The sequence below is a fragment of the Paenibacillus terrigena DSM 21567 genome, assembly GCF_000374845.1.
GTDB lineage: Bacteria > Bacillota > Bacilli > Paenibacillales > Paenibacillaceae > Paenibacillus_K > Paenibacillus_K terrigena.
The window spans coordinates 277068-302754 of sequence record NZ_KB895415.1 but is presented as its reverse complement, the minus strand read 5'-3'; the positions used below and the strand labels follow the sequence as shown (position 1 = coordinate 302754).

Below are 25687 nucleotides of genomic sequence, written 5' to 3'. Positions count from 1 at the left end.
GATGACGAAACTTATTAAATTATCAGAACGATTAACGATGATAGCAAGACAAGTACCCAAAGGATCACGTGTTGCGGATATCGGTTCGGATCATGCATTGCTGCCTTGCTATTTGGTCCAGAATGGACAAGCGGTACATGCGATTGCTGGCGAAGTGAATGATGGTCCACTGGAAGCTGCAAGGAAACAAGTGCGTGAAGAGAAGTTGGAAGCATTCATTGATGTGCGGGGTGGAGATGGTCTTGCGGTAATCCAGCCAGGCGAGGTCGATGTCATTACAATCGCTGGAATGGGCGGCAGCCTGATCGTAAAAATCTTATCAGCGGATCCTTCCAAACTGCAAGGCGTTCAGCGGCTTGTACTTCAACCGAATGTTGGTGAAGATACCGTACGATCATGGCTCTTGCAAGAAAATTGGTTGTTAATCGACGAACATCTCCTTGAAGAGGACGGCAAATTCTATGAAGTCCTTGTAGCGATTCGTCATGAAGAGGCGGAGGAAGAGAATGAGGCCCTCTATACGAATAATCCGTTGGAGTCATTCGGTATTGCTGTATCTCGGGAACAATTGATTTGGATGGGCCCATACTTGCTGGCGCAGCGGAACGACGCATTCGCAAGCAAATGGTCATCGGAGAAGAACAAATTCGAGCGGATCATTCAGACCATGCAGCAATCGCAGGCACCGGAAGCAAAAGAGAAGGAACAGGCCTTTGGAGCGCTTGTGAAGCAGATTGAGGAGGTACTGCAATGTATGCAAAAGGACAGACCGTAATTCAATATATGGAGCAATTCGCACCTAAGCATTATGCGGTGGAAGGCGATAAAATTGGTCTTCAACTCGGTACCTTGAACAAGGAAATCCGTAACATTCTCGTCGCGCTGGATGTTACGGAGGAAGTGGTAGATGAGGCGATTGCTAAAGGGGTAGATTTGATTATTGCACATCATGCCATTATCTATCGTCCCATTGCGCAGCTGACTACGGATTCACCGATTGGCAAGCTGTATGAGAAGCTCATCAAACACGACATTGCGGTGTATATTGCACATACGAATTTGGATACCGCGGAAGGCGGCGTGAATGACTTGATGGCAGATGCGTTGGAGCTCCAGCATTGCACTTGTCTAGAGGAAATTCATAATGATCAGTTGTTCAAACTTGTTGTGTTCGTGCCAGAGACGGACTATGAAAAAGTGCTTCGTGCAGTACTGGATGCAGGGGCCGGTCATATCGGGAATTACAGCCATTGCAGCTTCAATAGCCAAGGGACAGGCACATTCGTACCGCTCGCAGGTACGAATCCCTATATCGGTAGTGAAGGTGTAATGGAGCGAGTACCTGAGATGCGGATTGAGACGATTGTACCGCAAAGTATTCAGCGTAAAGTGATTCAAGCGATGCTTAAGGCGCATCCATATGAAGAAGTCGCTTACGATCTCTATCGGATGGATCTGAAAGGTCGCAGCTTTGGGTTAGGTCGCGTAGGGAAGCTGGATCAAGCTATAACACTTGATGCATTAGTGGCTCGGGTGAAAGAGCGTTTCGATGTTCCGCAAGTACGTGTGGTGGGCGATCTCAATCGAGAAATTAAGAAGGTTGCTGTCTTAGGCGGTTCGGGTTCCCGTTATGTGAAGCATGCGCTGTTCCGCGGTGCTGATGTACTCGTAACAGGCGATATCGATTATCACACGGCGCATGATGCAATTGCTGCAGGAATTGCGATTATTGATCCTGGCCATAACGTCGAGAAAATTGTCAAGCCTGCTGTGGCTGCTATGCTACAGAAGAAAATGGATGAGAATAAATATGCGACGCGCGTATTCGCATCAGAGCTGAATACAGAGCCATTTCAGTTCGTATAAACGAAGATTGCCACGCGTTCCATAATAAGCAAGGATTGTAAGGAGTTTGAGGTTGTGCTTTGACGGAAATGCGAGTATACTAACGTATGTTGTCGGAAAGTTTGACAGACAATCGCTGGTGATTTATTCACGAGAGGAAAGTCCGGGCTCCATAGGGCAGGATGCTGGATAACGTCCAGTCAACGCGAGTTGAAGGATAGTGCCACAGAAATGGACCGCCGATGGCCGCGCAAGCGGATCAGGCAAGGGTGGAACCGTGGTGTAAGAGACCACGAGGAACGCTGGTGACTTCGTTCCTGGTAAACCCCATCTGGAGCAAGACCTAATGAGACGCTGGCAGCTTTCGAGGCTGCAGCCTTAGCCCGAGGCGCGTCTGGGTTGGTCGCTGGAACCGTGCAGTAATGTACGGTCTAGATAGATGATTGTCACTCACAAGTGGGAGGGTAGCTCCCGTTGTACCACGGTGAGTACAGAACCCGGCTTATGGCGAGCTTTCCACGCTAAATAAAACCCGCAAGACACGGCTATCGTGTTTTGCGGGTTTTATTTCATTTACGGCTTTATTTATGAATATATTTTGCCTCCGCCGAATCCATTGATTTTTTGACGGAATAAGGGAAGAAATTGAGTGTATGGCTTTGTTGATCAGCGGCTTGTAATGCTTTGACCACATCAATTTGACCATAACCAAAATCAATATCTTTACCAGCAGGTCCCAGATCGATAACGCTCTTCCGCATCAGATCCATGACTTCTGTATTTTTAAGCGTCGGGTTCGCAGAACGAATGAGCGCTGCGAGTGCCGAGACATGCGGGCAGGCCATTGATGTACCGGAAAGCGCTGCATACTGGTTATTCGGGAATGTACTCGCAATATTTTCACCTGGAGCAACGACATCGACATAATCACCATAATTCGAGAAGGAAGCGCGATGCTTCGATTTATTCGTCGCAGAGACGGCGAAAACCTCGGGATAAGCAGCTGGATAACCAGGTTGATCTGTATTATCATTCCCTGTAGCGGCGATGACGACGACATCTTTGTCATAAGCATATTTAATTGCATCATGCAAGAAATTGGCTTGAGCATAGTTGCCAAGGCTGAGGTTAATGACTTTTGCTCCATGATCGGTTGCCCAAATGATGCCTTGCGCTACAGAATAGGTTGTTCCAGCACCAGAATTATCGAGTACTTTGACCGGCAGAATCTTGTTATACCAAGACATACCGGCGATCCCTTCACGGTTATTGACTTTGGCGGCGATAATCCCGGCAACATGAGTGCCATGACCAACATCATCCATAGGGTCAGAGCCAGGATCAATGGCGTTATAGCCTTTGAGCAGTTGGCCTTTCAGGTCAGGATGGTTAATATCTACCCCTGTATCCACCACTGCGACAATAACTTGGTTATTACCCTTTGATAACCCCCAGCCCTTGTTCGTATCAATGATAGGCAAGTTCCATTGGTACTCTTTGTAGAGCGAATCATTCGGCTGCTCTTCGCCTCCGTTTGTTGGTGTTACAGCGACATCATTGGTCATGTAGAGGAAATGCGGCTCGATATAAACGGGATCCCATTTCTTGAAGTAATTCTCTAATTCCTCCGCAGACATATACTTGGAGCGGAAAATGAATGCGTAGCCTGCCTGCCGAACATAGCTGCTATGGATATCTTTTTTCATTTGCGCCAGCTGCTTTTCTGTTGGCTGGTGTCTGAAGCGAACGACGATCTCATTCGTATAGTAGTGGCTCGTATCGCCGTTTTGCTCGCCTTGGGTGACCCGTTTTCTTTTCCCATCATCCGTATCGACTGTCTTCACCCGGTACTTTTGATCATGCGGATAAGGGATCAGACGAAGATTACGGCGCTGATGCTTATTAACTGTGTTTAATATTTCTTGATTGATGGCAGCGACAATACCGTGGCTCTCATTGGTTTTGGAAGGAACACCGAGAACGAGGTATTTATGCCCCCCTTTCAGGGTTGGCGACGCTTCATAAGATTCACGCTGCTTGACTTTTTGTTTGGCCTTCTGGATTTCCTGTTCCAGTTGAGCCTTAGCTTCCGGTTGCAGAGTTTCTGACAATTGTCCATACTCACGATGCTCTTCGTTGTTCACCCAGACGAGGTAAGCCATATGCTGATGGTCTTTCTGCAATTTCGCAGCATAGGATTTTATTTGTGCGGGTGAGGCTTGTTCCAGGTCTTGAAGCATTTGATGAAGATGATGGTTGCAATCGATTTTGCACATCTTTTCGGTTAACTGTACGTCATTTTGTACTACCATCTGCTTTATGTTCTTCTCTTGCAGGGCAGTAGCTCGAGGTGCAGCTGGTGCAGCTTGTGGAGTCGGCTGCGGCCCTTTGGGTGTCGAGTTATTAGATGTTATGATGGGGTATAGTAGCACCCCGATTCCGATCACGAATAAGAAGGCGATAAGGCCTCGCCGCATAAGTAATCCCTCCGTTGTCCTGAATAATAAACTCTCGTCTTAGATTGAGACTCTGGAGGTCATTTTATTCGACAGGAAAAGAGTACCGTTTCGAAATGATTTATGGTAGGATTTAGTTGGAACATTTGCTAAGGGGGAGCCATATATGTCAGCAGCCAATGTGAAGCAACTTTGTGAATCAACAAGAGATAAATTAAAGCTTGTGATTAAGCAGATGGAGAGCTTCTTGAATGAGTATTCACTTGCGAAATTAGCGGAAGAAGACCAAGAAATGACCGAATTCTACCAAGGATATTTGTCTGACATGCGGCATTTGCTTGTATTCTCCGAAGTATCTTATGAAGCGCTCGGTGTAGCGCTTAGACGTGCGACATTTGATGTCGATTTTGGCGAGAAAGCTTTATATGACGTTTATCATCGCTGCGTGAATAGCTTTTATTATCCGAAGAATGAATGTTATTCGGAAGACGGACGGTATGCTTATACAGGACAAGATGCTATTCGATTCAGCAAGAAGCCTATTCGATTGGCTCGGGAGATTATTTTGGAGCTTAGCAAGGTGTACGAGGAGTTACGCGAAGACCTTACTTATTATGAGAGTGATTATTTGACACAACGTCGGATGCAGAACCAGAAAGTTTAATGTGAACGTCTAAAATCGTTCAGTCGATTTTTTGAAAGACCTCTAATATTTACTTGTTTAGTGCACCGCAATGCAGGGTAACTTGTAATTGGGGTGATAAATGATGACAACAACCAAACCAATTGTAAATTGTAGTGTTGCGAACTGCAGTTACTGGGCTGCAGGGAACAAATGTCATGCACAATCCATCATCATTGACATTGATGCGAATGCACAAGCTCAATATGATGCCGAATTCGCTGCGGACTTCGGTTCGAAAGCGCCTGAGAAAGCGCCTACCTCTTCCGTCACATGCTGCCACACGTTCAAGCACAAAGAGGGTGGATCCAAGTGAAGAAGAAACGTAACGGATCTCACCATGTGAAGGAAGAACATCGCGGAAGCGTAGAAGACAGGGAAGAATACAGTGCGGAAGTTGCACCAGGCGCTTGGGTCGAGAAGGATGATATGGGCCGTACTGCTCGTGAAGATGCAGATGCAGGCGCAGGGGTGAGCTTGGGCTGGATTGCTCTTGTGTTTGCGATCGCTTCATTATTTTTCTGGCCTGTCATTATGGGACCAACGGCTGGTATCCTTGGCTTTTATGCTTATCAGCAAGGTCAGCGTGGCTTAGGTAGTTGGTCGATGATTCTTGGTGGGGTTGCATTTTTTGTATTTGCATTCTTTATACGGTAATAAGAGCAACGAGGCGACTTAATCAATCGCCTCGTTGTTTTTTTATGAGCATATCATTTTTATGTCTGGGGTCCCCCGCAATGTACTTAGTTGTGCTTGAAGGTCAAATCTCCACGTTGTGGGTTATTTTATGTCGAAAAATAGTGGTTCTAGCCATCGAAAAAGTGTACAATAATAACAAAGTTGTCTTTATTGAACTCATATCAATAAGAATGGGGAGAAATGATGCAAATCGATCCGCGCTTGATGAAGCAAATGATTCAGATGCAAGTGATGAACAATATTGATTTGACAGGTACGGCATTAGAGAGTACTACGGTACCGCAGGGTTCAAGTAATGACTTCGGTGCAATGCTGGAGCAGCTGTTGATGAATTCTGAGGGTATTCCCGCGACTTCCTCGACTTCGAACCTGAGTTTGAACACATTAGCTAATTTAAGTCCGTCATGGGATCAGGCATCATCGATTTCTGCGGATGGAATGAGCGGAATGAGTGATTGGAAATCGCACCAGCCTACGATCACAACGGAATATGATGATCTTGTCCATCAGGCCAGCCAGAAGTATGGCATTAGTGAAGCCTTGATTAAGGCGGTTATTAAGGTTGAGTCTTCTTTTAATCCAGATACGGTGTCTTCCGCTGGAGCGAAGGGGCTCATGCAATTAATGGATGCAACAGCTCGTGGTCTTGGGGTTAGCAATTCATTTGATCCTGCGCAAAACATTGATGGAGGTACACGGTATCTCAGTTATCAACTGCGTCGATTTGATGGACAAGAGAAGCTAGCGCTTGCAGCTTACAATGGTGGGCCGAATCGTCTAGCACGACTTGGTATTCAGACCGAGGAAGATTTGATGGCGAAGCTTCATTTGCTGCCGAAGGAAACACAGAACTATTTGCATAAAATAGATAACGCACTCCGTGCTGTTACGGTGTGAGGCTAGCTCTATAACAGGATAAGGATTCAATGACGGATCAAAATGAGGCAGAGCTTCATTCTTTGATCCTTTTCTTTGTATATCACATTGGGATGGTTTATGTGCCCGCAAGAGAGGAAGAACATTCATGCTATACTTTGATCATTGTGCTTCAACACCACCCTATGATGAGGTCGTTCAAACGTTAAGTGAAGTGATGCGAATGCAATATAGCAATCCATCTTCAATTCATCAAGCTGGACTTGCAGCGGAGAAGCTCGTAACGAGATCCCGTGAAGTCATTGCAGCGGCATTAAAAGTAAGTCCGAATGAAATCCTATTCACATCTGGAGCGACCGAGAGCAACAATATCGCAATTCAGGGTGCAGCGCTCAAGAAGAAGAGCCGCGGAAATCATATTATTACAACGGGCATCGAGCATTCCTCTGTCTATGAATGCTGTCGACTCATGCAGCGTCAAGGGTTCGACGTTACGTATTTACCGGTTGATGCATCGGGATGCATTCGCCTTGAAGATTTACAGGCAGCCATCACCGAACAGACCATTCTCGTGAGTATCATGCATGTAAATAATGAGATGGGCAGCATTCAACCCATCGCCGAGATTGGAAAATTATTAAGCGATTATCCTCGAATCATTTTCCATGTGGATGGGGTTCAAGGACTTGGCAAACTTCCTGTTCAGTTGAAGGAATGGGGCGTAGACCTCTACAGTATTTCTGCACACAAAGTAAGAGGGCCTAAAGGTGTTGGCTTGTTATATTGCCGAGAAGGCGTGCAGCTCCAATCCTTATATGCAGGTGGCGAACAAGAGCGGGGCTTGCGACCAGGCACCTTGAACGTGCCTGGTATCGTAGCCATGGCAAAGGCCATTCGGATGACGATCGAACGTCAACCTGAAGCCGTAGAGAAAATGCTGCAATTAAGAAATCAGCTGATTCAGGTCGTTGATTCGATTCCTGAGCTGGTGTTGAACTCAGGGAGAGATACAGAACGCGCAGCACCACATATTGTGCATTTCTCCTATCCGGGCATGAAGCCGGAAGTGATTATCCATATGCTTGAAGAATCAGACATTATGGCGTCCACCCAATCGGCTTGTTCTTCGAAGGATTTGAAGCCAAGTCGAGTACTCCTAGCGATGGGGTGCAATGAAGCGCGTGCTGCAGGTGGGATCCGAATCAGTCTAGCCGCGGAACAAAGTGAACAGGATATTGCAACATTAGAAGCGGCGCTCCGTATCATTGTGACGAAGTTGAAGCCGCTTGAGAGGGGATAATACGTTTCATGAAATACGATATGTTAATTCTTCGTTTCGGCGAAGTTACGCTGAAAGGCAAGAATAGGACGAGATTTGAAAATACAGCATTGAGCCATGTGCGTCGTCTAGTGGCGGCGTTCCCAGAAGTTGAGGTACGTAAAGAATACGGGCGCATCTATGTTGAACTGCACGGTGTAGACTCCGATCAAGTGGTGCCGCGTCTGCAGAATGTCTTTGGCATCAATTCGATTTGTCTTGTGAAGCGGGCCGAATCTGAGCTAGAGCATATTCAAGCAATTGCACTCGAGTTCATGCATGAAGTGATGGAACGCTACGGAGAAGATGCGATTATTCCATTTAAGGTCAGTGCTCGACGCGTGTGGAAAGGATTCCCGCATGGATCTCAGGAAATGAATCATCTAATCGGAACACCGGTTTTGCGTACGTTCCCGGCATTGAAAGTAAATGTAAATCAGCCTGTTGTGGATCTGCGGATTGAGATTCGTCAAGATGGTACGTATATTTATCATGAAGTGGTTCAGGCAGTCGGTGGGTTCCCACTAGGGTCAAACGGAAAAGCGATGCTTTTGTTATCCGGAGGGATCGACAGTCCAGTCGCAGGGTGGTCGGCACTTCGCAGAGGGCTTGAAATTGAATGTGTGCATTTCCACAGCTATCCGTTCACGAGTGAGCGAGCACAACAGAAAGTGCTTGATCTGGCGAAGGTTCTCGCTGGATTCGCGGGCAAGATCAAAGTGCATATGGTACCTTTCACAGAAATTCAGACGCGGTTCACACAGGTAGGTCATGACAACCTCATCATTACATTGATGCGGCGTTCGATGCTTCGGATTGCGACGAAACTTGCGGAGCAGCATCGCGCGATGGCACTCGTGACCGGCGATAGTCTGGGACAAGTGGCAAGTCAGACGCTAGGCAGTATGAATGTCATTGGCAAGGCGACGGATATTCCGCTGCTCAGACCGCTCGTGATGATGGATAAGAATGAGATCATCGATATTTCTGTAAAAATCGGAACGTATGATCTGTCTATCCTGCCATTTGAGGATTGTTGTACCTTGTTCGTGCCGAAATCACCAGCTACAAATCCGAATTTGCGAATTGTTGAGCAGATCGAAGCGCATATTGAAGGTCTCGATGCGCTCATCGATGAAGCGGTTAAAAATACGGAGACGATCGTTCTTCGTGATGATATCGATGAGGAGAGCAGTGCGGAGAAAGAAACAGTGACTGCGGACTTTAAAGGTAGTAACGAGCCGACAACGAAGCTGATTGAGGATAGTTGGTTTTAGAAATGTTATGTGAATATCAAAAGGGCATCCCGATGGGATGCCCTTTGTGTTTTGATTCATTGCGTGTTATGCATTTTGCTGTTCACGTCGGTGTTGGGCGTTCTTGAGCAATCTGCCGACGAGAAGAACGACAGCAACTATAATCAAAATGAAAGTCCACTTGAGACCAGGAGATTCTTCAAAGAAAGGATGTATCTTTTTCTCCTCCGTAATCATCTTCGCGGCATTATATGCGAGCACAGCCGAACCGAAGTAGATGATCCATGGGAATCGGTCGATTAATCGAATGAATACGGTGCTTCCCCATACAACAATCGGTACACTGATGAAGAGACCAATTGCGACGAGCAACGTATGCCCTTGAGCTGCTCCAGCTACGGCGATCACATTATCAAGACCCATCGCGGCATCGGCGACGATGATTGTCCACACCGCTGCCATGAGTGAGGTTCCGGGCTTGATATTTTCTTCTTCCGTATGATCGGCTAATAGTTTGACGGAGATCCATAGCAGCAAGAGTCCTCCAACCAGCAATAACCAAGGGATTTGCAGCAGCTTCACGACTATAATTGTAGCGAATATTCGGATCAGCACGGCGCCTAAAGTTCCGAGAACAATCGCTTTCTTTTGCTGTTTTACATCGAGGTTGCGTGCGGCCATTCCGATGACGATCGCATTATCACCTGCGAGGAGCAAGTCTACGAATACGATGTTGGCTAGTGCGATAAAAAAATCTAAGCTAAATAATTCCACGTCTATCACTCCTCTGTCTACCCTTCTGGCACTTTTTGTTGGATAGAATTTATGGTATTGAAATTCAAGTCCTATTAAGGGTCCATATTTAAGCATAGCTTGACTATCTCCTACATACAAGTGTAAAAGGGGGTGAGCTGTTGGAAAATATATTTTTACTTCTCGAAATATTGATTATTAACATGGTTCTGAGCGGTGATAATGCGGTTGTGATTGCCATGGCGAGTAAGAACCTGCCCGTGTCACAGCGTAGACAAGCGGTGTGGTGGGGGGCTTTCGGCGCGGTGATTCTTCGTTGCATACTGACCGTTGCAGCTATGTTCCTACTTGATATTCCCTTAATTCAGGCGATCGGTGCATGTCTACTGCTCTATATTGCCGTCAAGCTGCTTATCGATGAAGAGACTTTGGGACGCGTAAAGTCTGCTTCGAGCTTGTGGCTGGCGGTCCAGACGATTCTCATCGCTGACTTCGTCATGAGTTTAGATAATGTGCTTGCGATTGCAGCTGTAGCTAAAGGAGATTTTCCTCTTATTATTGTCGGGATTGCACTGAGTATTCCGATTATCGTCTGGGGCAGTACGATGATCATGAACTTACTTCATCGATATCCGGTACTGATCTACCTCGGTTCTGGCATCCTAGGATTCACGGCAGGCCAAATGCTCATGGAAGACCCGAAAATGCAAGAATGGCTATTTCATGACTGGGTACCTGCTCTATATACGATAGTTCCCGTGCTGCTTGCTTTTATTGTAATTTCCATTGGGCTTGCATTCAAACGTAGACAATCCTACTCGCATTAATTTTTCATTCTGCAGGAAGTGCCTGCAGAATTTTTTTTTTGTGGCGGTGGTTTTTTTGAAGAAGTTCAGATAAACTAAAGGTAGAATCTGTCGCTTTTTGTCTTGTCCAAATGAAGATATTGACTGGGGGTAAGGGGATGACGAATAAACAGCAGGGACTAGGGATCGGTATCTTATTTGTAGGTATCGTAATCTTGCTGGGCAAACTGGGTGTATTTAACTTTATCGGTGAAGTGTTCTGGCCGTTATTTATATTGATACCCGGCATTCTATTGCAGTTCCTATACTTCTCGAGAGTGCTGCCTGCAGGAATACTCATACCCGCTGGAATACTTACGACGTATGGTCTAATATTTCTCATCTGCAACCTGGCAGGTTGGGAATCGCTTCAATATCTATGGCCATTCTTTATTTTTGGCGTCGCTGTAGGCTTGTATGAATATTATGTGTTTAGTCAGGACCGACCGCATGGCGCTTATATCGCCTCCTTGATCTTAACGATCATTACCGTCGTCTTCTTGGCAGCGACGTTGCTGTGGACGATTGGGATTTATTTCATAGCTATTGGTCTTATTGTCGTTGGGCTTGTACTTGTCTTCTGGAAACGGAAAAGCAAATGGTAATCCTTGCATAACGCAAAATTCAGTTTGCATTTTTAATACAATTCCGTATAATTAAAGGGATATGTCAAGCGTCGGCATCTTGCCTGGCGCTTATTTTGTGTAAAGCATACCCTTTGGATTTACAATTAAATTTAAGATATTGAAAGGATTTGAACATTTCTTATGCATTCAAGAGAAAACATTCGTAATATCGCAATTATCGCACACGTTGACCACGGGAAAACGACACTTGTCGATAAGTTGCTACAGCAATCCGGAACATTCCGTGAAAATGAACAAGTAACAGAGCGCGCGATGGACTCCGGTGATATTGAACGTGAACGCGGAATTACGATTTTGGCGAAGAATACAGCCATTACGTATAAAGAGTTCTTAATTAACATTATGGATACACCAGGCCATGCGGACTTCGGTGGTGAAGTTGAACGGATCATGAAAATGGTCGATGGTGTATTGCTCGTTGTCGATGCATTCGAAGGATGTATGCCTCAGACGAAGTTTGTACTTCGTAAAGCGCTTGAGAGCCAATTAACACCGATCGTTGTCGTGAACAAAATTGACCGTCCTAATGCTCGTCCTGCAGAAGTTATTGACGAAGTATTGGAGCTCTTTATCGAGCTAGGTGCAAATGATGATCAGTTGGACTTCCCTGTCGTTTATGCATCAGCATTGAACGGTACATCCAGCTTGGATCCAGAGCAACAAGATGAGAACATGCTTGCGCTCTATGATACGATTACAAGCCACATTCCTTCTCCAACTGAAGATGTAACATTACCACTTCAGTTCCTCGTAACATTAATGGATTACAACGAATATTTGGGTCGTATTGCGATTGGTCGCGTGAACCGTGGAACGATTCGTCAAGGTCAATCGGTCGCTGTTATGACACGTGAAGGTCAGATGAAGCAAGCGCGTATCGAGAAATTGTTCGGCTTCCAAGGCTTAAAGCGTATTGAAGTTGAAGAAGCGGGAGCGGGCGACATTATCGCGATTGCTGGTATCAAGGAAATCAACATTGGTGAGACCATTGCAGATCCTACGAACCCTGAAGCATTGCCAGTCCTCAAAATCGATGAGCCAACACTTCAAATGACATTTATCGTAAATAACAGTCCATTCGCTGGTCGTGAAGGGAAATGGGTAACATCCCGTAAGCTTCGTGAGCGTCTATTCAAAGAACTTGAGACAGACGTAAGTTTGCGTGTCGATGAGACAGACAGTCCAGATGCATTCATCGTATCGGGTCGTGGTGAGCTTCACCTTGGGATTCTAATTGAAAATATGCGTCGTGAAGGTTTCGAGCTTCAAGTATCCAAACCTGAAGTAATCATCCGTGTTGAAAACGGTGTGAAAATGGAGCCAATCGAACGTTTGTTGATTGATATTCCAGAGGAGAGCATGGGTTCCGTTATGGAGAGCCTTGGATCACGTAAAGCGGAAATGGTCAACATGATTAACCATGGCAATGGCCAAGTACGCCTTGAGTTCCTCATCCCAGCTCGTGGATTGATCGGATATCGTACGAACTTCCTAACACTAACACGCGGTTACGGCATTATGAACCATGCATTCGATAGCTATGGACCGCTTGTTACAGGTCAAGTTGGCGGACGTCACCAAGGCGTGTTGGTATCCAGTGAGAACGGTACGTCGACATTGTATGGTATTCTTTCGATCGAGGATCGTGGGATTCTATTCCTGCAGCCGGGTTCAGAAGTATATGAAGGTATGATCGTGGGTGAACACACACGGGATAACGATATTATCGTGAATATCTGTAAAGAAAAACAATTGAACAACATTCGTTCAGCAGGTAAAGATGATACCGTCAAAATGAAAACACCTCGTTTATATACGCTTGAGCAAGCATTAGAGTACTTGAATGACGATGAGTATTGCGAAATTACGCCGAAATCCATTCGTCTCCGCAAGAAAATTCTGAACAAGAACGAGCGTGAACGTGCGGAGAAACACCGTAAAACGGCAGAAGCTAACGTCTAAGTGTGAGCGTGGATTTGAAATTCACACGGGCAGCATGAATCGAAGTTACATCTAATCAAGAAAGAGGAGTGAACAGCATGTTTCATGACTGGTTTGCTGCGCATCCGATTATATCGTTTCTAATCATATATTGTTTCTTGGTGTATATCTTTAATAAAGTGTTTCGTGTTCGTAAATTGCCGATCCTCAAAGACGTTGTGATCTATTTGGTGATCGCAGTTGGAGCGTTTGTGCTGCTCGTGTTTCAAATTGATAAATTACCCATTATTCCTTGTCTAACGGTGGCTGTCGCCTTGATGCTAATGGTGCGCATTCGATATTTTGTCGAAGCGCGCCAGAAGCGTAAAAGCGCTGGACAACCCTCTGCGGATGGCAAGTAGGCTATAGTCAAAGGTTGAAAGGGGAATAAGGAATGAAGCTGCAGGATGCCTTGTTTAATTGGCTTCAAATTCGAATGGTTGCAGATGCAAGACCAGATGATCGCGCAGCAGTAGATACGGTTCAGTTCTTCGCCACGATTCTTCAAGAGGATCATGGGATGACTGAATTTGATATCGTCATGGTTGACGATACGATGGTACATATCAAGTATGTAATCGATGGAAAAGCGAAGAAACAAATGGTTCCACGCGAAAACGCTGAACAGTTGCTTCATGACATAAACTCGAACCCGAAATACAACGAATAATTACTGATTTAGCATTTGAAAAGGTGTTGTTGCAAATGAGTCCAGCTACTGGCCTCCCGCCGAGGGAGGGTCCAAAACGGAAACGTAGCGCTCAGAAGCCGAAGAAGCCCAAGAGTCCCGTGCGGAAAGTCTTTAAGATGTTGGGAATTCTGCTAATCGTCGGCATTCTAGCGGCTTGTACATATGTTGGTTATGTCGTCCACAAAGCGGATAAGGAATTGGATAATATTTCGACGGTGGTCGATGAGAAGCCTCTTCCTCCGGAAGATTCCGCCAAAGTGAAGCCGGTATCGATCTTGCTCCTTGGGGTGGATACACGTGAGGAATCTGGTGGTCTCAATACGGATGTCTTTATGGTTGCGACGCTAAATCCAGAGAGGAAGAGCGCGACAGTCGTCTCGATTCCTCGGGATACAAAGGTAGAGCTTCGAGGGTATAAATCCCATAAGATCAATAGTTACTATGCTACTTTCCGTTCGAAGAACAAAGACGCAGCCAATGACGAGATCAAAGAAATGGTCAGTAAATATCTGGATATCCCGATCGACTATGTCGCGATGATTAATTTCAAGGGCTTCAGTGATGTGGTGGATGCGCTTGGCGGTGTCGATGTCAATGTCGACATGGACATGCGTTATATTGATACGGCGGATAATACGAATATTAATTTAAAAAAGGGCTTCCAGACCTTGAATGGCGAGGATGCGCTGGATTTTGTTCGTTACCGGAAATCCAACACGAAGAACCCGACGAAAGGTTCGAGCGACTTCGACAGAAACCGCAGACAAAGTGAAGTTCTTCATGAAATGATGCGTAAGCTGCAGAGCTTCGACGGGTTAACGAAGGTGCCCGCGATCATCGAGTCTGTTGGTAAGAATCTGAAGATGGATATTCAGAAAGAGCAAATTAAAGATATGATTACGACGTACATCACGATGAATAAGGATAATATTCAATTCATTCCGATCGAAGGAAAGTGGAAAAGTCCTTATGTCTATTTGGATGACGATAAGTTCGAAGCTGCCAAGCAAGCATTGAAGCAGCAGCTTAGCCTTCAATAATGATGTAACTTTATCGGGCGTAGGCATTTCTGCTAGTGGATGCAAATTTCTTCCTGTGCTATCATATAATTAATTAAAGGTTGTTCCAACATTCGCAACCGATAGGTTATAGGAGGCTAAGGTCCAATGGCAGAAGTGATTGATTCATTATCCGAAGCTTTGCTGAAGCAATTAGAAGAGGAATCCTTCGTCTTGTTAAGTACGGTTGATGCCGAATCGGGCGGTCCGACGACGAACGCTATTTCATGGGTTTATGCTGTGGATAACAAGACTCTGCGGTTCGCGATTGATCAGCGTTCTAGACTGATTGCAAATCTGGAGCAGAATCCGAAAGTTACGATATCGATATTTAGTGTTGGTTCTCTTCACGCGGTATATGGGACAAGTGAGATCATCGCTGCCCCGCTCGCAGAGGTACCTATCAAGCTTGCTTGTATGGAAGTGAAGGTCGACACGGTACGTGATGCGATGTTCTATGGCGCACGAATTTCTGTGATGCCTGCGTATGAGAAAACTTATGATAAACGTGCTGCGGACAAGTTAGATGGACAAGTTTTTGCAGCGATGCGTAAAGCCTAGTGAATTTTTCACTGGGCTTTTGCCTATTTAAGGGGCATGTTAACGGCTGTTGCTTCGTATTATTCTGAGGAGAGGGTGATGGCCAGGTCTTTACCTCAATTGAATTAGCTCGATCATAAGAAAATGCATTACGCGATGCGGCAGTGATTACCACGCTTGGAGGCGGCGCAGATGAAGAAAATATTTGTGTTGGATACGAATGTATTATTACACGATCCCAATGCGATTTTCGCTTTTGAGGATAATGATGTCATCATTCCTGCGGTGGTATTGGAGGAGATTGATTCCAAGAAACGGAATGCAGATGAAATCGGCAGAAATGCAAGATATGTATCCCGGTTATTGGACAGTCTTCGTGAAAAGGGGCATTTGCATAGCGGTATCCAGCTGGATCAAGGCGGAACACTCACCGTGGAGCTCAATCATCGGAGTTTTGTTCGAGTTCAAGAAATGTTCGGGGAGATTACGAACGACAATCGAATTCTAGCTGTTGCCTTGAATTATCACATTGAAGAACAACAGACTGCTGAGCCGAGACTCGTCGTTCTTGTCAGTAAAGATGTCTTGGTGCGAATCAAGTCGGATGTTCTCGGGCTCAACACGCAGGATTATTTGTCGGACCGCACGGTGTCGTTGACTGACTTATACCTTGGCAATTTAACGCTTCATGTGCACCCTTCCGTCATTGATGAGTTTTATACGTATCGGTTTTTAAATATTTCACAGCTGCAATTGAAGTACCCTCTGTATGCCAATGAGTTCGTTATCCTACGCGATGAAATGGGTTCGAGCAAGTCAGCTCTCCTGCGTGTCAATGCAGAAGCAACGAAGCTAGAGCCTTTATTCCTAAGCAATGACCCTGTATGGGGCATCAGTGCTAGGAATGCGCAACAGCGAATGGCACTCGAGCTGCTGCTCAATGATGACATTCCCCTTGTAACGATTACAGGGAAGGCTGGTACAGGCAAGACGTTGCTTGCACTTGCAGCAGGTTTGTTGAAAGTGGAAGATGAGCACAAATACAAGAAGCTGCTAATAGCTAGACCCGTCGTTCCTATGGGCAAAGATATCGGGTTTTTACCAGGGGAGAAAGATGAGAAGCTTCGCCCATGGATGCAGCCGATCTATGATAATTTGGAATACCTTTTCGACACGAAGAAGGCAGGGGATATTGATAAAATATTAGTCGGGCTTGGAAGTATTCAAGTCGAAGCGTTGACTTATATCCGTGGGCGCTCGATTCCAGGTCAATTCATCATTATTGATGAGGCGCAGAACTTATCGAAGCATGAGGTGAAGACGATTGTCTCCCGGGTCGGGGAAGGTAGTAAAATCATTCTGATGGGTGATCCAGAGCAAATTGACCATCCTTATCTGGATGCGGCGAGCAATGGGTTGACTTATATCGTAGAACGATTTAAGCAAGAAGGGATTAGCGGTCATATTACACTCGAAAAAGGCGAACGTTCGAAGCTCGCGCAATTGGCTGCTGATTTATTGTAAGGGTAGGGTGATATGATTGAAGTCTCTAAAAGTCTGCCTCGATTTTGAGGCAGGCTTTTTTGTAGGCGACAAATGCGTATAACCTTGCTAGAATAAAAGCATGAAAGTGGGGGCGGTGGAGAGTTCATGTCTAACAAAAGAAATACAATTATGCTCTTTGTTATGTTGCTCTTAATTCTTCTTCTATTAACCCCTATGAATGGTGTTACACCGAATCGAAATACGGAGAAGCGGGAGCAAGATACGAACCAAATTGCGGTTGAGCCATCTGGGGATTCGACAGAACGCGAAGAGAAATTATCGGTTTCGGTGAATCTGGAGCCTGATCAATTTGCGGTGCTGCAGACGATGAATCAGCAATATATGCGTGAACACCAGGTGGTTGTTGAACTTTCAAATACATATCCAGAAGATGCGTACCAACGATATGCGGAACAAGCGATGCTCGGAGATGCCGCAGATGTTATGCTGCTGCAGAGTGAATGGGTGAACAAATTTGCTGTCTCAGGATATTTGCTGCCGGTGGACTCTTATTTCTCGGGAATAGCAGCTTCTGAGCCATTAGATTGGATTATGAATCAAGTGAAGTGGAATGGTTACATATGGGGGATCCCCAAAGATGTTGATCCTTATATTCTAGTATGGAACCCTAAGTTATTGAGGGAATCATCGATGGATCAGCTCCCGAGCGAGAAGGAGGGATGGATCAACCTTGAGCGCCATTTCGCCAAATTGCCCAATGGTCCATATCTTATGGCGGCAGATCAGAATGATGGATATCAGATATTATCCTTATTGCGAAGATTAGGGAGTACGGGGGATGTGTCAACATTGTTGGAGTCACTCCGTCCTCATCTCTATATGACGAAAGATTCGACAACGTTATGGGAAATGATGGCGCGCGGAGAGGTGCTGGCGATAGTATCAACTTTTTCCGCATGGCAGCAGCATCATCAAGGAGAACTCAGCATCGAAGCTGTCAATCCGGCGCAAAATGGGAAAAGCTATTGGGCTCGGAGTCAGAGCTTCGTTATTTCTTCGAAAACACGATTGGAGAAGGAAGCGAAGGATTGGATTCAAGCGATGACAACTTCCAAAGTGCAAGAAGAAGTATTTCAAGAGTCAAAGATGCTTCCATCTTTGAAATATATGTACACGCCATCCTCGCTTCCTGCTTTACCGGGAGCAATTCGTGACAGGCTCGCTCAAATGACAGATCTGGGAATAAAGAACTCACCGTCACACGTTCAAGAGATGAAGAAACTGGGGCATGTCTTCGGTCAATACGTTCAGAACCTCGTCCCTTTACAAACGCTTGCCTTGCAATTGGAGTCGCTTGAGATGGACACGATTAAAAGTGTTGATCCACATGATGAGAGTGAAAAGGGGACATCGACTATGGTTAATCCGTAGAAGATGACCCCGATTATGTATAACTTATAAGCTCATTTTCAGTTTGACTTCCAATGTGCCATCTTCGATCTTGACGCTTGTCGCTTGGATGAAGGAGACGAGTTTGGCAGGATAGAACCCAAGATCGAATTCTTTCTCGAGCGCTTGACGCGTCGTATCTGGAAGTTCAAGTCCATTGAATAGAAGATGATCCACATGAAACAGGATGCAATTCTCTGGCGTACTCTCGACGGTATAGTGTCCCTTAATTTCGACTTTGATCGCATTGCGTTCACCGTATGCGACGAGCTGGTCTTTCTCGAATCGAAATGCGAAATTTTTGAACATCTCATTTTTATTGCGTAAGAATTGATTCAGATCCTCTTCTCGTAGATTAATGGTGTAATTGAGTCCATTAATGACAAGGCTGCCTTCGGTATTCTTAATCAGGCTTGGCAAGTCCTGCATCGCATCCGAGAGGGCCTTGAAGTAGGACCGTACTTCATACATACCAATGTTCTGCCAGAAGCTTGTGAGTTCATCAATTAATTTCTTTAACTGCTCCGAGTCCGTACTGTGTGCGAGCTGATCATTTACTTCATTTTGAAGCGCTAATACGCGGGTACGCTGTTTGGTCAGATTATCGAGAACTTCGGATAGTTCGGTCTGCTTCTCTTGGTAACGGAGCCCGAGCTTTTCGATTTCCTTGTATTCGGAGGCGAAAGTCGTCAGAATATCATGATCCTGCTCCATGATGATGGAGTAGTAGTCATAGACCAGGAAGAACTTCTCAAGGCTATCGAGGGATAAGATCGCTGCAAGCAGTGAATCACGGTCTCCCATATAATAAGCGCGTAAAACTTGTCCGGCTTGCTTGCGTTTGATCTCGATTTGCTCTTTTTTTGCAGATAATTGAGTCTGAATGGCAGATGATTGCTCTTTTAATGCATTAAGTTCTTTTTGAATACGCTCAATTTCATGATCGATTTCGACAATCGATAGGCTTTTCTCAAGAATTTGTCTGGTATCTTCATCTGTGGGCTCGGCGAGGATCAGAATGGGCTTCCATGTTGTAAGTAACAGGACCATACAGAGCAAGCACGCAAGTCCGCGAATCCAATATTTCATCGGGTGTCCCCCTTAGCTTGGTCCATATAAATATATGAGAGTGAAATGAAATCATGACGGATTCACATTAACTTCAGCTTTCGGTAGAAAGGATGTCTCTCTTGTCTCATTATCAAGGAACAGATCAATTAATTCAATATATTCGAGATGAAATGAAAGATAATCCCATGCAGCGCATACCCTTTGGTCGATATATGGAACTATGTTTATATCATTCAGAAGCAGGATACTATATGACGGATCGTCCCAAGATCGGGAAGGAAGGCGATTTCTATACCAGCTCGAATGTAGGATCATTGATGGGGGAAATGCTAGCAGCGAAAATTGCACTTATAATAGAAGAAGAAAAATTTCACAAGGGAAAGAATCAGCAGGTTCGTATAGTGGAATGGGGAGCGGGAACGGGCCGGCTTGGTCTTCAAATCCTTGAGTCACTTGAGATTAGCTATCCTGATATGTATCCCTATATTCAATACACGATTGTGGAGCAGAGCGAATTCCACCGGCAGCTATCTCAGAATCATTTGACCGCAGCGGGGAAACAGACAGAATGGTGGACAGAAGCAGAATTTTATGATCGAAAAGATCAAAATCCTATGATTGTCATTGCCAATGAACTGCTCGATGCATTTCCTGTTGAACGGGTACGGTATCCTGGGATGGAACGAGGATGGGGAGAACTCGAACAACAGTTTGTTCGCTGGGATGTGGAATCTGAGGCATTCGTGAGCCTGTGGAGCGATGCTGCGCCTGAAGTTGAAGAATATGTACAGCAGCATGTGTTAGAACAAGGGGTTCAGCTTCGACCCCAGCAAGAGTTAGAGGTCAATCTAGGTGCGTTAGCATGGATTCGGGACATGACTACAGTGATCCATCAGGGATATTGCATCGTGATCGATTATGGAGATCAGACGAAGGAGATTGCAGCAGCACACCGGATGAAAGGAACATTGATCTGTTATCATCGGCATCTGGCACACGATAATCCATATATCAATGTAGGGGATCAAGATATTACCGCACACGTGGACTTTACTGCCATGGAATGCGTCGCTGAAGAATCTGGCATTACACGTGCTTTCTACGGTACACAGAAGCAGTTCCTGATGGAGGCCGGACTGCTCCAGAAGTTACAGGATCATTACACGGTAGACCCGTTCGACCCTATTGCGAAGCGTAACCGAGCGATTAGACAGCTGCTATTGAGTGATCAAATGAGTGAATTGTTCAAAGTGTGGGTGGGGCGAAAAGGATAAAATAATCCGAACAAATCTAAATCATAAAAAAACGATCGAACCGATGACGGTTTCGATCGTTTTTGGTATTTGCGTGTAGATTAAAAAGGTAAACCCATTTCAAAGACGGTCCAATAACTGAAACCGGTAAAGGTTACGATCATATATCCCCAGAAAATAAGAATATAGGTCTTTTCGGTGAACTTCAGGTAGCCCAGCAGTACAAAGAATGCAGTCTGCATGAAGAACAGTATTGCCATCTCCATCATATCTCCGGCGAATGCCATGAGCCCAATCATCAATGTGAAGAAGCCTAATACGCGAAACATACGTGCCATTATGTACATCCCCCTCTCTAACGCATCGACCATAATTTTCTAGTCCTATTATATCCTTCACGATCTGAAGTGTAAATCCGGATTCGTGACGAAATAGCAAACTTTTATCATTATGGTGACATTTATTATTGATTTTTATACTTTGTCAAAAAATAGGTATGAGCCCCTGTTAATTTGGTTATACAAAATAGTAGAAAAAAGATTCTATGAACTCTACCAAGGGCATAGAGATGGAGTAAGCACATTTTTACCCCCGATTTATAAAAGCGGATGGATGTTAGCTGCTTTGATATCGGTTTATTTTAGAATGTTGTTAGGAGGTTTATTGCATGACTGCCATTAGACAGGATGCATGGAGCGTTGAGGATGATTTGATTTTGGCTGAGGTGACTTTGCGTCATATACGCGAAGGGAGTACACAGCTGGCTGCGTTTGAAGAAGTAGGCGAGAAAATTGGAAGAACATCGGCGGCTTGTGGTTTCCGCTGGAACAGCTTTGTACGTAAGAAATATGAAACAGCGATTCAGAATGCCAAAGCACAACGACAAAAGCGGAATTACATGAAGAAGCAACCGATGATGGTCGAGGGGGCGCATGTTGCATCTCTGATGACGATGGAAGCAGCGGAAGAGACATCCTTTAAACACGAGAATATGAGTGAAGAATCGATATCGATTGATGCGGTTATTCGGTTTCTGCGTCAATGGAAGGGCGCCTATCAAGATGTGGGCCGTCAGATTAAATCACTCGAGAGAGAGATACGCGATAAAGAAGAGGAACTCTTGTATTTGCGCAAAGAGAACGAACGTCTCTCCCGTGAAGTGAATGATGTCCAGACAGACTATCGTGTCGTAAATGATGATTATAAAGCCCTGATTCAGATTATGGATCGTGCACGTCGGCTAGCCTTTCTCTCAGAAGAGGAAGAAGAGAACAAGACTCGCTTCAAGATGGATGCGAATGGTAATTTAGAACGAATTGAATAGGTTGGAACGTAAAAAATCCTGAGTATCAGCGTGGTTGAAACGCGATTTACTCAGGTTTTTTGTGTTTTACACGCATCTTTGCTATATATATCTTTATAGTTGGACAAAGAGGAGAAAAAACCATGAACATACATATTGTTGGCGCAGGATCACTAGGGTTATTATTTGCTGGAAAACTAGGCCTAGCTGGGGCAAAGGTGACGCTCTATCCACGTACGAAAAAGCAGGCAGATCAATTGAGAGAACAAGGTATCACGGTCATCTCTCATCAGATTCAAACGGAGCAAAAGGTGTATGGCGTGAATATTAGGGCTTGGGACGAAATATCAGTTGCTTCAATGGTACAAGAGGGCGATTGGATCCTGGTAACCGTTAAACAAAAAAACATTGATGAACCGTTCGTGCAGAAGCTGTCTTTGCTTGCGGGGAAGCATGGAAAGATATGTTGTTACCAGAATGGTGTTGGACATATTGAACGGATGGAGAAGTATATTGAAGCATCGCAGATATATGCAGCGATTACGACGGAAGCTGCACGTCGAGATGCAATTGGAATCGTGACGCATACCGGGAGCGGTGAAACCCGAATTGGACAGATGAGGGGGGTTCTAAATTGGAAAAATATCGAAAATAGTCTTATGGAGTGGCTAAATCGAGCAGGATTCAGCGCGCAGGTGTCGAAAACCATCGATAAGGATGTTTATCGTAAGCTGATGATCAATGCCATCATCAATCCGCTGACTGCGATCATGCGAATTAAGAATGGTGAGTTATTGGACAAGCCGGAGCGTTTGCAGTGGATGAAGTGGTTGTATGTTGAGATTGAGGCCGTGTTTCAGGCGAACCATATTCACGTAGGTGCTGACATGTGGGATCAAGTGCAGCATGTCTGTTCTGCGACAGCGGCGAATACGTCCTCGATGCTCAAAGATGTGCTAGCGGAATCGGAGACTGAGATCGAGTGGATTAATGGAAGTATTCTTCGTCTGGCGGCATCGACAGGAATAGAACCAATATATAATCGAGCGGTCTATACGCTTGTGCGTTCTTTAGGAGGGCCATACGCATAACCATCTTATTCTGGAGAGGAGAATCGAGATAGGTGAAGATATTTGGATTTTTATTACAGTTTTTGACGGTACTGCCCTTCATTCCTTTTATCAGTATATGGTTGATTTATGGATTTATAAATGGAGATAATAAGAAAGCGTTCCGTCTTGCAATGGATGTAACAACCTTGTTCTTAGTGATTGTCGTCGCTACGATGTATAATACGATATTTGGTGGAAGCTTCGGGTTTTACTTGATTATACTGGTGCTCTTGATTGCGGGCGGCCTGCTCGGCGGGGCTCAGAACCGTAAAAGGGGCAAGGTTGACGCGTTGAAATTGGTGAAAACAATCTGGAGGTTGACATTTTTTGTCATGGCCTTTTTTTACATAATATTCCTGATCACGGGCGTTATTCGATATTCTATGCATATTGTCTGATAATTCTTTTAAATTAGACCTAGATTTTTTTGACCAGTGGATGTATACTAATTTTCAATTACTTAAAATATTTTTTTAGGGGGAGTCTAGTTTGAAAAGAAAAAGTTTACTTCTAGTTCTTACTTTGATTGTTGTCCTCGGGACAGTTCTGGCTGGATGTGGAGGCAAAACAGAAAAAAATGAAGCTTCTACAGGTACAGAACAAAAGAATGACTCCGATGCAGCTAAAGTAAGTAAAGGCGGAACATTCCGCATGAACTTGCATTCCGAGCCGCCTAGTTTGGACCCTGCACAAGCGCAAGATAATACTTCGGGCACTGTGCTTAACGCGATCTTCTCTGGTTTAACTGAAATGGACAAAGATGGTAATGCAATTCCAGCGGCAGCAGAGAGCTGGAAAGAAGATGGTAACAAGATCACTTTCAACCTTCGTAAAGATGGTAAATGGAGCAATGGTGATCCTGTAACAGCACATGATTTCGAGTATGCTTGGAAACATGTATTGGATCCGAAGACAACACCGGCACCACCATATGCATACCAAATGTTCTACTTGAAGAACGGTGAGAACTATAATGCAGGTAAAGCAGATGCAGCTTCCGTAGGTGTTAAAGCTGTTGACGATTACACACTAGAAGTCGAACTTGAGAACCCAACTCCTTACTTTATTAGTTTGACATCTTTCTATACGTTTATGCCTGTTCACAAATCGGCACAGACGAATCCGAAGTGGGCAGCAGATGCAAACACAATTATCTCGAACGGCGCGTTCAAAATGGCTGCTTGGCAGCATAACGGCTCCATCGAGCTTGCAAAGAACGAGAACTACTTTGCTGTTGACAAAGTCAACTTCGATAAAGTTCAAATGGCGATGATCGATGCATCCGCGACTGAGCTTAGCATGTATCAAACGAACCAATTGGACTACACAGGCAACCCGACAGGTGAGCTTCCTACAGACCAAATTCCTGTATTGAAGAAATCCCTGCCGAACGAGTTTAAAGTACAAGGTATCGCAAGTACGTATTACTATGTATTCAATAACACGGTTGAACCTTTCGATAACGCTAAGATCCGTAAGGCATTTGCTATGTCGATCGATCGTCAACAAATCGTTGATAAAGTAACACTAGGCGAACAAATTCCAGCATTTGGCTTTGTTCCTCCGGGTATTAAAGGTGAATCCGCTCAATTCCGTGATGAGCATAAAGATTCCGAGTTAATGAAGCCGGATTACGCTGAAGCGAAGAAATTGCTTGAAGAAGGTATGAAAGAAAAAGGTTACACAACGCTTCCACAAATTACATTGATCCACAACCAAAGTGACGGTCATAAGAAAATTGCGCAAGCAGTTACAGATATGTGGAAACAAAACTTGGGCGTAACGGTTAAAGTTGAGTCCCAGGAGTGGGGCGTATTCCTTAAGAACCGTACGAATGGTAACTACCAAATTGCACGTTCTGGTTGGGGCGCAGATTACAATGATCCAATGACATATTTAGATATGTGGGTTACTAAAGGCGGTAACAACGATGCTAAATTCTCGAACGCTGAGTATGACAAATTGATCAAAGACGCGAAAACGAATAGTGATCAAAAAGTGCGTATGGAAGATTTTGCAAAAGCGGAAAAAATCTTGATCCAAGATAATCAAGTTATTCTTCCGATTTACTACTACACAACCATTGGTCTTGTGAAGCCGAACCTCAAAGGTATGTTCCATGACTTTAACGGTAGCATCCACTTCAATAACGCTTACTTCGACAAATAAACATCTCAAGATTTAGCACAACATGAAGTGAGGCTAGATTCGGGATATATGAGAAATCGCATATATCCCGAATTTTTTTGAAAATTTAGATTGTATCTTATTTCACAGATATTGGATACACAGTTAGAAACGAATACCGTCCCCTTAAACGACGGCGAGGTCGTTTCGTATGGTCAAA

Annotated in this window: 27 protein-coding genes and 1 other RNA gene; 24 read left to right on the top strand and 4 right to left on the bottom strand. The window is 44.8% G+C overall.

Annotated elements, in window-relative coordinates; genetic code table 11:
• Position 1 precedes the first annotated feature (1 nt).
• From C558_RS0113025 to rnpB, 3 genes are all read left to right on the top strand, one after another.
• Positions 2 to 775 (top strand): tRNA (adenine(22)-N(1))-methyltransferase, encoded by a 774-nt coding sequence (locus C558_RS0113025; RefSeq protein ID WP_040674923.1) that lies wholly within the window; start codon positions 2 to 4, stop codon positions 773 to 775.
• Positions 751 to 1866: a Nif3-like dinuclear metal center hexameric protein gene (locus tag C558_RS0113020; protein ID WP_018756720.1), complete on the top strand. Its 1116-nt coding sequence runs from the start codon at positions 751 to 753 to the stop codon at positions 1864 to 1866. Before C558_RS0113025 ends, C558_RS0113020 begins: the two co-directional genes overlap by 25 nt.
• Positions 1867 to 1962: 96 nt before the next feature.
• Positions 1963 to 2365: RNase P RNA component class A (gene rnpB, locus C558_RS32570), an RNA gene on the top strand.
• Between the two features lie 61 nt (positions 2366 to 2426).
• Here rnpB and C558_RS0113015 read toward each other — a convergent pair.
• On the bottom strand, positions 2427 to 4322 hold the full coding sequence (locus tag C558_RS0113015; RefSeq protein ID WP_018756719.1) for a S8 family peptidase: 1896 nt from the start codon (positions 4320 to 4322) through the stop codon (positions 2427 to 2429).
• Positions 4323 to 4467: 145 nt separating this feature from the next.
• On the opposite strand from C558_RS0113015, the gene C558_RS0113010 reads away from it, so the two are divergent.
• The 7 genes from C558_RS0113010 (at position 4468) to thiI (ending at position 9153) form a co-directional block, all read left to right on the top strand.
• Positions 4468 to 4965, top strand: a complete 498-nt coding sequence (locus C558_RS0113010) for a YpuI family protein (RefSeq protein WP_018756718.1) — start codon at positions 4468 to 4470, stop codon at positions 4963 to 4965.
• Between the two features lie 100 nt (positions 4966 to 5065).
• Positions 5066 to 5299 carry a DUF1540 domain-containing protein gene (locus tag C558_RS0113005; RefSeq protein WP_040674920.1) on the top strand — a complete coding sequence of 78 codons (234 nt, stop codon included), beginning with the start codon at positions 5066 to 5068 and terminating at the stop codon, positions 5297 to 5299.
• Complete coding sequence (locus tag C558_RS30960; RefSeq protein WP_018756716.1) at positions 5296 to 5640, top strand: hypothetical protein; 345 nt, start codon at positions 5296 to 5298, stop codon at positions 5638 to 5640. Before C558_RS0113005 ends, C558_RS30960 begins: the two co-directional genes overlap by 4 nt.
• A gap of 80 nt (positions 5641 to 5720) precedes the next feature.
• Positions 5721 to 5927, top strand: coding sequence for a hypothetical protein (locus tag C558_RS34265; RefSeq protein WP_169445362.1), 207 nt, complete (start codon positions 5721 to 5723; stop codon positions 5925 to 5927).
• A complete protein-coding gene (locus tag C558_RS0112995; protein ID WP_018756715.1) occupies positions 5866 to 6579 on the top strand; it encodes a lytic transglycosylase domain-containing protein in 714 nt (237 codons plus the stop codon). The genes C558_RS34265 and C558_RS0112995 overlap by 62 nt, the downstream gene beginning before the upstream one ends.
• Before the next feature lie 127 nt (positions 6580 to 6706).
• The gene (locus tag C558_RS0112990; RefSeq protein ID WP_018756714.1) at positions 6707 to 7858 is read left to right on the top strand and encodes a cysteine desulfurase family protein; all 1152 of its coding nucleotides are present in this window, start codon (positions 6707 to 6709) and stop codon (positions 7856 to 7858) included.
• Between the two features lie 8 nt (positions 7859 to 7866).
• Positions 7867 to 9153 carry a tRNA uracil 4-sulfurtransferase ThiI gene (thiI, locus tag C558_RS0112985; RefSeq protein WP_018756713.1) on the top strand — a complete coding sequence of 429 codons (1287 nt, stop codon included), beginning with the start codon at positions 7867 to 7869 and terminating at the stop codon, positions 9151 to 9153.
• Between the two features lie 66 nt (positions 9154 to 9219).
• Here the strand turns inward: thiI and C558_RS0112980 are convergent, their stop codons facing one another.
• A complete protein-coding gene (locus C558_RS0112980) occupies positions 9220 to 9906 on the bottom strand; it encodes a TerC family protein (protein WP_018756712.1) in 687 nt (228 codons plus the stop codon).
• Positions 9907 to 10046: 140 nt separating this feature from the next.
• Here C558_RS0112980 and C558_RS0112975 point away from each other — a divergent pair, with 140 nt between their 5' ends.
• The 9 genes from C558_RS0112975 (at position 10047) to C558_RS0112935 (ending at position 18583) form a co-directional block, all read left to right on the top strand.
• Complete coding sequence (locus tag C558_RS0112975; protein ID WP_018756711.1) at positions 10047 to 10712, top strand: TerC family protein; 666 nt, start codon at positions 10047 to 10049, stop codon at positions 10710 to 10712.
• Positions 10713 to 10849: 137 nt separating this feature from the next.
• The gene (locus C558_RS0112970) at positions 10850 to 11335 is read left to right on the top strand and encodes a hypothetical protein (RefSeq protein WP_018756710.1); all 486 of its coding nucleotides are present in this window, start codon (positions 10850 to 10852) and stop codon (positions 11333 to 11335) included.
• Positions 11336 to 11497: 162 nt separating this feature from the next.
• Positions 11498 to 13339 carry a translational GTPase TypA gene (typA, locus tag C558_RS0112965; RefSeq protein WP_018756709.1) on the top strand — a complete coding sequence of 614 codons (1842 nt, stop codon included), beginning with the start codon at positions 11498 to 11500 and terminating at the stop codon, positions 13337 to 13339.
• Positions 13340 to 13416: 77 nt separating this feature from the next.
• Positions 13417 to 13719 (top strand): YlaH-like family protein, encoded by a 303-nt coding sequence (locus C558_RS0112960; protein ID WP_018756708.1) that lies wholly within the window; start codon positions 13417 to 13419, stop codon positions 13717 to 13719.
• Between the two features lie 32 nt (positions 13720 to 13751).
• The gene (locus C558_RS0112955; RefSeq protein ID WP_018756707.1) at positions 13752 to 14027 is read left to right on the top strand and encodes a hypothetical protein; all 276 of its coding nucleotides are present in this window, start codon (positions 13752 to 13754) and stop codon (positions 14025 to 14027) included.
• A gap of 119 nt (positions 14028 to 14146) precedes the next feature.
• The gene (locus tag C558_RS0112950) at positions 14147 to 15088 is read left to right on the top strand and encodes an LCP family protein (RefSeq protein ID WP_245583790.1); all 942 of its coding nucleotides are present in this window, start codon (positions 14147 to 14149) and stop codon (positions 15086 to 15088) included.
• Between the two features lie 126 nt (positions 15089 to 15214).
• Positions 15215 to 15667, top strand: a complete 453-nt coding sequence (locus tag C558_RS0112945; protein ID WP_018756705.1) for a pyridoxamine 5'-phosphate oxidase family protein — start codon at positions 15215 to 15217, stop codon at positions 15665 to 15667.
• Positions 15668 to 15838: 171 nt separating this feature from the next.
• Entirely contained in the window at positions 15839 to 17170 is a 1332-nt protein-coding gene (locus C558_RS0112940; RefSeq protein WP_018756704.1) for a PhoH family protein, read from the top strand.
• A gap of 126 nt (positions 17171 to 17296) precedes the next feature.
• Entirely contained in the window at positions 17297 to 18583 is a 1287-nt protein-coding gene (locus C558_RS0112935; protein ID WP_018756703.1) for an extracellular solute-binding protein, read from the top strand.
• Between the two features lie 24 nt (positions 18584 to 18607).
• On the opposite strand, the gene C558_RS0112930 is transcribed toward C558_RS0112935, so the two are convergent.
• Positions 18608 to 19690, bottom strand: coding sequence for a coiled-coil domain-containing protein (locus C558_RS0112930; RefSeq protein ID WP_018756702.1), 1083 nt, complete (start codon positions 19688 to 19690; stop codon positions 18608 to 18610).
• 101 nt (positions 19691 to 19791) lie between these two features.
• Between C558_RS0112930 and C558_RS0112925 the strand changes: the two genes are divergently transcribed.
• Positions 19792 to 20946, top strand: coding sequence for a class I SAM-dependent methyltransferase (locus C558_RS0112925; RefSeq protein ID WP_018756701.1), 1155 nt, complete (start codon positions 19792 to 19794; stop codon positions 20944 to 20946).
• A gap of 80 nt (positions 20947 to 21026) precedes the next feature.
• On the opposite strand, the gene C558_RS0112920 is transcribed toward C558_RS0112925, so the two are convergent.
• Positions 21027 to 21263: a DUF2626 domain-containing protein gene (locus tag C558_RS0112920; protein WP_018756700.1), complete on the bottom strand. Its 237-nt coding sequence runs from the start codon at positions 21261 to 21263 to the stop codon at positions 21027 to 21029.
• 329 nt (positions 21264 to 21592) lie between these two features.
• Between C558_RS0112920 and C558_RS0112915 the strand changes: the two genes are divergently transcribed.
• The 4 genes from C558_RS0112915 (at position 21593) to C558_RS0112900 (ending at position 25509) form a co-directional block, all read left to right on the top strand.
• Complete coding sequence (locus C558_RS0112915; protein WP_018756699.1) at positions 21593 to 22249, top strand: RsfA family transcriptional regulator; 657 nt, start codon at positions 21593 to 21595, stop codon at positions 22247 to 22249.
• 122 nt (positions 22250 to 22371) lie between these two features.
• A complete protein-coding gene (locus C558_RS0112910) occupies positions 22372 to 23319 on the top strand; it encodes a ketopantoate reductase family protein (RefSeq protein WP_018756698.1) in 948 nt (315 codons plus the stop codon).
• 32 nt (positions 23320 to 23351) lie between these two features.
• Positions 23352 to 23738, top strand: coding sequence for a DUF3397 domain-containing protein (locus C558_RS0112905; RefSeq protein WP_018756697.1), 387 nt, complete (start codon positions 23352 to 23354; stop codon positions 23736 to 23738).
• Between the two features lie 91 nt (positions 23739 to 23829).
• Positions 23830 to 25509 (top strand): peptide ABC transporter substrate-binding protein, encoded by a 1680-nt coding sequence (locus C558_RS0112900; RefSeq protein WP_018756696.1) that lies wholly within the window; start codon positions 23830 to 23832, stop codon positions 25507 to 25509.
• Positions 25510 to 25687 lie beyond the last annotated feature (178 nt).

Bases quoted from the DNA above. Each gene is read 5' to 3' on its own strand.
- C558_RS0113025 (WP_040674923.1), top strand. From the start codon at position 2: ATGACGAAACTTATTAAATTATCAGAACGATTAACGATGATAGCAAGA.
- C558_RS0113020 (WP_018756720.1), top strand. From the start codon at position 751: ATGTATGCAAAAGGACAGACCGTAATTCAATATATGGAGCAATTCGCA.
- C558_RS0113015 (WP_018756719.1), bottom strand. From the start codon at position 4,322: ATGCGGCGAGGCCTTATCGCCTTCTTATTCGTGATCGGAATCGGGGTG.
- C558_RS0113010 (WP_018756718.1), top strand. From the start codon at position 4,468: ATGTCAGCAGCCAATGTGAAGCAACTTTGTGAATCAACAAGAGATAAA.
- C558_RS0113005 (WP_040674920.1), top strand. From the start codon at position 5,066: ATGATGACAACAACCAAACCAATTGTAAATTGTAGTGTTGCGAACTGC.
- C558_RS34265 (WP_169445362.1), top strand. From the start codon at position 5,721: ATGTACTTAGTTGTGCTTGAAGGTCAAATCTCCACGTTGTGGGTTATT.
- C558_RS0112995 (WP_018756715.1), top strand. From the start codon at position 5,866: ATGCAAATCGATCCGCGCTTGATGAAGCAAATGATTCAGATGCAAGTG.
- C558_RS0112990 (WP_018756714.1), top strand. From the start codon at position 6,707: ATGCTATACTTTGATCATTGTGCTTCAACACCACCCTATGATGAGGTC.
- thiI (WP_018756713.1), top strand. From the start codon at position 7,867: ATGAAATACGATATGTTAATTCTTCGTTTCGGCGAAGTTACGCTGAAA.
- C558_RS0112970 (WP_018756710.1), top strand. From the start codon at position 10,850: ATGACGAATAAACAGCAGGGACTAGGGATCGGTATCTTATTTGTAGGT.
- typA (WP_018756709.1), top strand. From the start codon at position 11,498: ATGCATTCAAGAGAAAACATTCGTAATATCGCAATTATCGCACACGTT.
- C558_RS0112960 (WP_018756708.1), top strand. From the start codon at position 13,417: ATGTTTCATGACTGGTTTGCTGCGCATCCGATTATATCGTTTCTAATC.
- C558_RS0112955 (WP_018756707.1), top strand. From the start codon at position 13,752: ATGAAGCTGCAGGATGCCTTGTTTAATTGGCTTCAAATTCGAATGGTT.
- C558_RS0112945 (WP_018756705.1), top strand. From the start codon at position 15,215: ATGGCAGAAGTGATTGATTCATTATCCGAAGCTTTGCTGAAGCAATTA.
- C558_RS0112940 (WP_018756704.1), top strand. From the start codon at position 15,839: ATGAAGAAAATATTTGTGTTGGATACGAATGTATTATTACACGATCCC.
- C558_RS0112935 (WP_018756703.1), top strand. From the start codon at position 17,297: ATGTCTAACAAAAGAAATACAATTATGCTCTTTGTTATGTTGCTCTTA.
- C558_RS0112930 (WP_018756702.1), bottom strand. From the start codon at position 19,690: ATGAAATATTGGATTCGCGGACTTGCGTGCTTGCTCTGTATGGTCCTG.
- C558_RS0112920 (WP_018756700.1), bottom strand. From the start codon at position 21,263: ATGGCACGTATGTTTCGCGTATTAGGCTTCTTCACATTGATGATTGGG.
- C558_RS0112915 (WP_018756699.1), top strand. From the start codon at position 21,593: ATGACTGCCATTAGACAGGATGCATGGAGCGTTGAGGATGATTTGATT.
- C558_RS0112910 (WP_018756698.1), top strand. From the start codon at position 22,372: ATGAACATACATATTGTTGGCGCAGGATCACTAGGGTTATTATTTGCT.